This window comes from Flavobacteriales bacterium, assembly GCA_021296215.1.
GTDB lineage: Bacteria > Bacteroidota > Bacteroidia > Flavobacteriales > ECT2AJA-044 > ECT2AJA-044.
This window is the reverse complement of record JAGWBA010000045.1, coordinates 20500-21043: the sequence shown is the minus strand read 5'-3', so window position 1 is coordinate 21043 and position 544 is coordinate 20500. Positions and strand designations below refer to the sequence as shown.

At 40.8% G+C, this 544-nt stretch carries 1 protein-coding gene; it reads left to right on the top strand.

The annotated features are described in order from the left end of the window. Positions 1 to 206: 206 nt before the first annotated feature. Positions 207 to 544 (top strand): hypothetical protein (locus J4F31_08270; GenBank protein ID MCE2496556.1); only part of this gene is annotated, 338 nt, incomplete at its 3' end.

Here is a 544-nt window from a genome sequence, read left to right as displayed (position 1 = left end):
AAGAATCTATCTTTAATCAAACCCAATTATTAACTAACAAAACCGCATTGTTGGTCTGAAATATGGGGAGTATTACAGACTCCTGTTATACATTTGAAGCAAATGTATCGATTGCGGATAGCCTACCATTTCTTTTGAACCCTAATTTAGATGTCTATTTCTCTGGGACTGACTTTACTCAGGAAAACTTTTGGAACTATCCCAACGTGACCCCGCAATTATCCTTTTCAAATCTCGACACCACAGATAGAGAGGAATGGACAAAGATTTCTTACAACATAGTGCCCAATGAAGTAGTACAATTCATGACCATTGGATGGCTAACTCTTCCCCAAGGAATTATAGGAAGCTTTTCTTTCACTGGAGGTGGCATCTTTATCGATAACGTCGCCTTATACCCTTGCGATGCCCCAGTTTTTGAAGCCGATGCCGGTGAAGATATTACTATTTGCAAGGACGATTCCGTGGAGTTGTCTACACCTTACCGAAACGACGAATATATGTACTGGTGGGTGAACAACTTTGGAGACACGATCAGCACAGA